The sequence below is a fragment of the Bradyrhizobium manausense genome (assembly GCF_018129685.1).
GTDB classification, from domain to species: domain Bacteria; phylum Pseudomonadota; class Alphaproteobacteria; order Rhizobiales; family Xanthobacteraceae; genus Bradyrhizobium; species Bradyrhizobium manausense_D.
The window spans coordinates 23,358-29,635 of record NZ_JAFCLG010000036.1; the positions used below are offsets into that span (position 1 = coordinate 23,358).

General features: G+C 61.9%; 6 protein-coding genes. 1 reads left to right on the top strand and 5 read right to left on the bottom strand.

Annotated features, from left to right (window positions below):
- Positions 1-119 precede the first annotated feature (119 nt).
- The 4 genes from JQ621_RS34285 to JQ621_RS34300 all read right to left on the bottom strand — a co-directional run bounded on the left by JQ621_RS34285 (position 120) and on the right by JQ621_RS34300 (position 3,569).
- Complete coding sequence (locus JQ621_RS34285) at positions 120-1,145, bottom strand: ABC transporter substrate-binding protein (RefSeq protein ID WP_212241534.1); 1,026 nt, start codon at positions 1,143-1,145, stop codon at positions 120-122.
- A gap of 172 nt (positions 1,146-1,317) precedes the next feature.
- Positions 1,318-1,932 (bottom strand): HAD family hydrolase, encoded by a 615-nt coding sequence (locus tag JQ621_RS34290; protein ID WP_249125749.1) that lies wholly within the window; start codon positions 1,930-1,932, stop codon positions 1,318-1,320.
- Positions 1,933-2,167: 235 nt separating this feature from the next.
- Positions 2,168-2,689: a DUF1993 domain-containing protein gene (locus JQ621_RS34295; protein WP_212241536.1), complete on the bottom strand. Its 522-nt coding sequence runs from the start codon at positions 2,687-2,689 to the stop codon at positions 2,168-2,170.
- Between the two features lie 208 nt (positions 2,690-2,897).
- Positions 2,898-3,569, bottom strand: a complete 672-nt coding sequence (locus JQ621_RS34300) for a response regulator (RefSeq protein ID WP_212241537.1) — start codon at positions 3,567-3,569, stop codon at positions 2,898-2,900.
- Positions 3,570-3,915: 346 nt separating this feature from the next.
- Between JQ621_RS34300 and JQ621_RS34305 the strand changes: the two genes are divergently transcribed.
- Positions 3,916-5,541: an MFS transporter gene (locus JQ621_RS34305; RefSeq protein WP_212241538.1), complete on the top strand. Its 1,626-nt coding sequence runs from the start codon at positions 3,916-3,918 to the stop codon at positions 5,539-5,541.
- Between the two features lie 76 nt (positions 5,542-5,617).
- Here JQ621_RS34305 and JQ621_RS34310 read toward each other — a convergent pair whose 3' ends face one another.
- Positions 5,618-6,094: a secondary thiamine-phosphate synthase enzyme YjbQ gene (locus JQ621_RS34310; protein WP_212241539.1), complete on the bottom strand. Its 477-nt coding sequence runs from the start codon at positions 6,092-6,094 to the stop codon at positions 5,618-5,620.
- Between the last annotated feature and the right edge of the window lie 184 nt (positions 6,095-6,278).

Consider the following 6,278-nt stretch of genomic DNA (forward strand, 5'->3'; position numbering starts at 1 on the left):
GGATCGCTTGCCGAGGGCTTCAGGAACCCGCCTCAATGCACGCTTTTGTGAGATTGAAAGTCCATCATCTTCAACAATGCGTCATTGCGAGCGCAGCGAACAACACAGGGATAGCGCTCTCACTCGATCACCTCGTCGGCGCGGGCGAGCATAGCTGGCGGTACGACAAGGTCGATTGCTTTCGCCGTTTTGGCGTTGATGATCAGCTCGACCTTCGTCGGCCCCTGCACCGGAAGGTCCGCGGGCTTTTCTCCCTTCAGGATACGATCGACGTAAGTTGCGGAGCTGCGATACAGCTCGGCCGTATCCGGGCCGTACGACATCAGGCCACCGGCCGCCACCTGGAAGCGATTCCAGTAGATCGCGGGCAATTTGTTGGCGTTCGCCAGATTGACGATCAGGGCGCGGTGGACGTTCGAGAAAGTTGCGGCCGTGATGATCAATCCGCCGCCTCCTGCAGCGGCAAACGAACCAACTTCGCGCTCGATGTCTTCCGCCCCGTGAACGGCAACCGAAGTCGGTTCGATCGACAGCGACTGCGCGGCCGTCTCGAACGAGGCCTTGGATCCCCTGAAGTTGTGATTGACGGGATCGCCGAGCATCGCAACCCGCCTGAGACCCGGCGACATCTCCTTGAGCAAACCGAGCCACTTTCCCCCGATATCGTACTCGAAGGGCGTAAAGCCGGTGATTTTACCCGATGGTCGCGCCAGACTGGCGACCAAGCCTCCGGCAACAGGGTCGGTGACGTTGATGAAGACGACCGGCACTGTCGCAGTTGTCTCGCGCAGGGCCAGCGCCGGCTCCGTCCCGGTCGTGAGGATCAGCGCGGGAGACGTGCCCACCAGCTCCTTCGCCAGGGACCGCGCCCGTTCGATGCTACCCCGCGCCCAGCGATAATCGATCGCGATGTTTTGACCTTCAATCCAGCCGAGTTGCCGCAGTCCTGAGCTGAACGCTCCCAGATATTTCGTGACCTGCGGATCCCCCTCGGTCGCCCCGAACAGGATGCCGATCCGCCGCACCGATCCGTCTGTCTGAGCTTTTGCGATGAGCGGCCATGCCGCCGACATGCTCAACAGAGCGATAAATTCACGTCGCTTCATTGCCGATCCCGTGCCAATGTTGCCGACAGCATAGGGCAATTCATGCCATGCGTCCTAGCCGGCCAATGTCCGCTACGGGGGCAAACGGCGAAGAAACTCAACCTCGGCAAATCCAGTCCGCCTTGCCATACTAAGCGGACCTCAACGAAACGCTCCGCTACTTCGCTGATGGCCATCAAGGGACATCGCCGGAGCTGGAGGTCTCCGCTGTCTATTCGTGGAACTCGCTAAACCCGTCTATGACTCGGAGTGCTGCGGAGAAGTCGTGCTTGCCGTTGAAGGCGTGACGAACGACGATACAGTTGCAACCGGCCGCGTTTGCGGCCTTCAGGCCTGCATACGAGTCCTCGAAAACCAGCGTTTCTGCTGCACTCGTTCGCAATCGAGAGAGCACCAGCAGATAGGCTTCGGGATCGGGTTTGTGAGACGTAACGTCTTCCTGAGTGACGACAAGATCGAACGCACCGCTCAATTCAAGCTTCGAGAGCACCCTCTCAACCATCCATGGCGCCGCCGAGCTGACCACTCCAACCCTGATCCCTCGCTTTCGAGATTCTCGAACGAATCCGCTTGCTCCCCGAGTTTCGGTGACTTCCGCCTCAATAAGATCGAGGTAGTATTCGCGAAAGCGGGCGTCGAATTCATCGAGCGGCGGATTGAGACGGTATGTGCTGAAGAAATGCGCCGTTACCGTTTTCCAGTCCGCACCCATCACATCGGCGTAAATCAGGTGATCGGCTTCGACCCCATAGGATGCACATGCATTTGCCAGAGCCCGCGCCTTCAAAGGCTCGCTCGCTGCTAGAGTACCGTCTAAGTCAAACAAGTAGACTTTCACCACCGGCCCAAGCGTCTACTAGATGCATTCCATGCGTTTCGTATGTCGGTCAACCTGATTGCAGCGCCAGCCGAGGTCCAACTAGGGGCCAACGGCGACATCAGACCTCGTAGTTTAGGTAGAGCGAAGCGAAACCTATCGTGATACGGCGCACTATGATCGATTTCGTCACGCTCCACCCATCCCACAGGCCTTTGACATCCGTCTTGAACGCTTGCCGCTCTTAACCCTTGAGTTTCAACCTGCCCAAAAAATCGCGTTTTCCAAGAGGCGCGCCCTCGTGACGGAGAATGTCGTAAGCCGTGGTCGCATGGAAAAAGAAGTTCGGCAGCGAGAACGACATCAGGAATCCTTCTGCCGTAAACGGAAGCGCGCGCTCGCCGAGCTTGAAGACGAGGTCGCGGCCGCCGAGCGCATTGACAGCCTCGGGCGTCAGCTCCGAGAGTTTATTGCGCGCCTCGGCCACCAGGGCTTGAAGTCCGGCATAGTCCAGGTCTGTTTTGCCGGCCGGCGGCATAAACACTCCGTTCTTCGCTGCTTCCATTGCGCCGCGCGAATGATGTGCGAGCGAGACGATCTGAAAACGAAGCGGCAGCATATCCGCTGCGAGCCGGCTCTCGACGACTTTCGCCGGATCGATGTTCGTCTCGCGGAAATGTGTGAGGCTCTTGTCGAGGAAGCCACTGACAGCGCCGAGAATCTGGAGGTAGTTGGCAACGGTCGCGTCGTAGAGCGAAAATGCCATGGCATGAGCCTCCCTGACTTTGTGTATCTGGCAGCGTCACCACACAGTTCCCTGTATTGGCGCCGATTGCAATCGGTCTCCTGCGCCGAGAACGATCTCGGGGGGCGAATGTCTCTTGAGGATCACGAGCGGGGCATCCCGGCGCTGTCCGCCCGCGGCCTGCTCCAAGCCATGAGATCGGACATCCACGCGTTAACGGGTCACCGCCCTACCCCGCCGGCGTGCCCTGCTTCCACTGGCCGCCGGCGATCTTGGCGGCGGCGATCACGGCCTGGGTGCGGCTCTCGACGCCGAGCTTTTGCAGGATCGCCGAAACGTGCGCCTTGATGGTTGCTTCGGAGACGCCGAGCTCGTAGGCGATCTGTTTGTTGAGCAACCCCTCCGACAGCATCATCAGCACCCGCACCTGCTGCGGCGTCAGCGTCACCAGGCGGTCGCGCAGCTTGGTCATGTCGGGGTCGGCGGCGGCCGAGAGGTCCGTGTCGGCGGGAACCCAGACGTCGCCCTCCATCACCTTGAGGATGGCGTCGCGCAGCGTCTCGACGCCGAACCGCTTCGGGATGAAGCCGGAGGCGCCGAAATCGAGCGAGCGGCGGATCGTGGCACTGTCGTCGGAGGCCGAGACGATCACCACCGGGATCGCCGGATATTGCGCGCGCAGATAGATCAGGCCGGAAAAGCCGGAGATGCCGGGCATCGAGAGGTCGAGCAGCACGAGATCGACGTCGGAGGTCTGCTCCAGCAGTTTCGTGAGGTCCTCGAACGATCCGGCCTCGTCGATCTTCGCCGTCGAGAGGACGCCCGCCACCGCCTGCCGCAGCGCATCGCGGAACAACGGATGGTCATCGGCAATGACGAGATGGGTGGAGGGAGCGCTCATCGATCTCTTGCTGTTGTTCCGTCCCCGGGCCAGTAATCCGGACCGGCGCGACGGTCAATTCTTCCCCGGCCGGCCGTGGCATGCAAGGGCACATTATTCCTTTGCCAAAAAGGGGTTAATCCACCGACTCGTTTCCACGGCGCTGCACTATCTTTCCGCACCGTCAGTTGCGCGTCAGTGCGCAAGGCCGAAAGTCGTATTGGGGCCGCTTTCACGCCGATGTTACCTTGGGGGCAAGACCCAGATTGATCCGGAGAGATCCGGATATCGGGACATGAGGAAACGCATTTCGGGGAGCCAACGCAAAATGTCGACAATGGCTGTGTCTCAAGCACGCACCGGAGGTATGACGAAGGACGAACGTTTCGTCATTCTCGCCTCCTCGCTCGGTACCGTCTTCGAGTGGTACGACTTCTATCTCTACGGCTCGCTGGCCAGCATCATCGGGGCGCAGTTCTTCTCGGCCTATCCGCCGGCAACGCGCGACATCTTCGCACTGCTGGCCTTCGCCGCCGGCTTCCTGGTGCGTCCGTTCGGCGCGATCGTGTTCGGCCGCATCGGCGACATCGTCGGCCGGAAATACACCTTCCTCGTCACCATCCTGATCATGGGTCTGTCGACCTTCATCGTCGGCCTGCTGCCGAGCGCTGCGACGATCGGCTTTGCGGCACCCGTGATTCTGATCGCGCTGCGTCTGGCCCAGGGTCTCGCCCTCGGCGGCGAGTATGGCGGTGCGGCAACCTATGTCGCCGAGCATGCCCCGAACGGCAAGCGCGGCTACTACACCTCCTTCATCCAGACCACGGCGACGCTGGGCCTGTTCCTGTCGCTGCTGGTGATCCTGTTCACCCGGACGGCGACCGGCGAAGCCGACTTCGCCACATGGGGCTGGCGCATTCCGTTCCTGGTCTCGGTGCTGCTGCTCGGCGTATCGGTCTGGATCCGGCTGCGCCTGAACGAATCGCCGATCTTCCAGAAGATGAAGGATGAGGGGAAGAGCTCGAAGGCACCCCTCACCGAGGCCTTCGCCAACTGGCAGAACGGCAAGCTCGTTCTGCTGGCGCTGCTCGGCGGCACCATGGGCCAGGGCGTGGTCTGGTACACCGGTCAGTTCTACGCGCTGTTTTTCCTGCAATCGATCCTGAAGGTTGACGGCTATACCGCCAACCTCCTGATCGCCTGGTCGCTGTTGTTCGGCACCGGCTTCTTCGTCGTGTTCGGCATGCTGTCCGACAAGATCGGCCGTAAGCCGATCATCCTCGGCGGCTGCCTGATCGCGGCGCTCACCTTCTTCCCGATCTTCAGGATGATCACCACCAACGCCAACCCGGCGCTGGAGAAGGCGATCGAGCAGACCAAGGTCGAGGTGGTGGCCGATCCCGCCGGCTGCGGCGATCTGTTCAATCCGGTCGGCACCCGCGTCTTCACCGCGCCTTGCGACACGGCGCGCGCCTTCCTGTCGCAGTCGTCGGTCAAGTACACGACGTCCAGCGGCGCCGCGGGCTCCGGTGTCAAGATCGTGGTCAACGGCAAGGACGTGGCCTACCCCAACGCCAAGGACGGCAACCCGGCGGTGCTCGCCGCGGTGCAGGCCGCCGGCTATCCCAAAGCGGGCGACCCCGGCATCGTGAAGATGTCGAATCCGTTGGACATCTTCCGCCCGCAGGTCGCCGCCATCATTGGGCTCCTGTTCATCCTGGTGATCTTCGTCACCATGGTCTACGGGCCGATCGCGGCGATGCTGGTCGAGCTGTTCCCGACCAAGATCCGCTACACCTCGATGTCGCTGCCCTACCACATCGGCAACGGCTGGTTCGGCGGACTGTTGCCCGCGACCGCCTTCGCCATAGTGGCCTCGACCGGCGATATCTACGCGGGTCTGTGGTATCCGATCGGCTTCGCGGTGATCACCGCGGTGGTCGGCTTCCTGTTCCTCCCCGAGACCAAGGACGTCGACATCAACACGAACTGATCGCAGCAAGCCGGCGCGACGCCGGCTTCGGGCACGACAAACCGGCCGCGGGGAACCGCGGCCGGTTTTGTTCTCGTCACCGCGCCGCGCCGATGAATTGCAGCACGATTTCGCGGCGATGCGGGCGAGCACGGTGTTCGATCAGATAGATCGCCTGCCAGGTGCCGAGCGCGAGCGCGCCATCGAGGACCGGCACATGGAGCGACGTCTCGGTCAACATGGTCTTGACGTGCGCGGGCATGTCGTCCGGCCCCTCGGTGTCGTGGGTCCAGCCTGCATCCTCATCCTCCGGCGCGAGCCGCGCCAGCACCGTGGTGAGATCGACGAGCACGGAAGGGTCGGCGTTCTCCTGGATCGTCAGCGACGCCGAGGTGTGGCGAATGAACAGCGTCAGCGCGCCGTCCCGCGCATGAACGTCGGCGATGAACTGCGCGGCCTCGGCCGTGAGGTCGATGAAGCCGCAGCCTGAGGTCTGCACCGTCAACATCGCGGTGCTGACGCTTGTGGCACGCACCGTCGACGGTGTGGAGCGCGTCGATCTGGTTGAGGTCATGACTCTCTTTCAACTCGGAAAGCTGCCGTAGGGTGCGCAAAGGCGCGCAAGCGCCGTGCCCACCATCTTTCAATTATCGCGATAGCTGGTGGGCACGCTTCGCTTTGCCCACCCTTGTATTAGCGCGATCGCTTATGATGGTGCCGTTCCGTGAGGAATGGCCCAGCCCGGGTGGCCGCCCGAG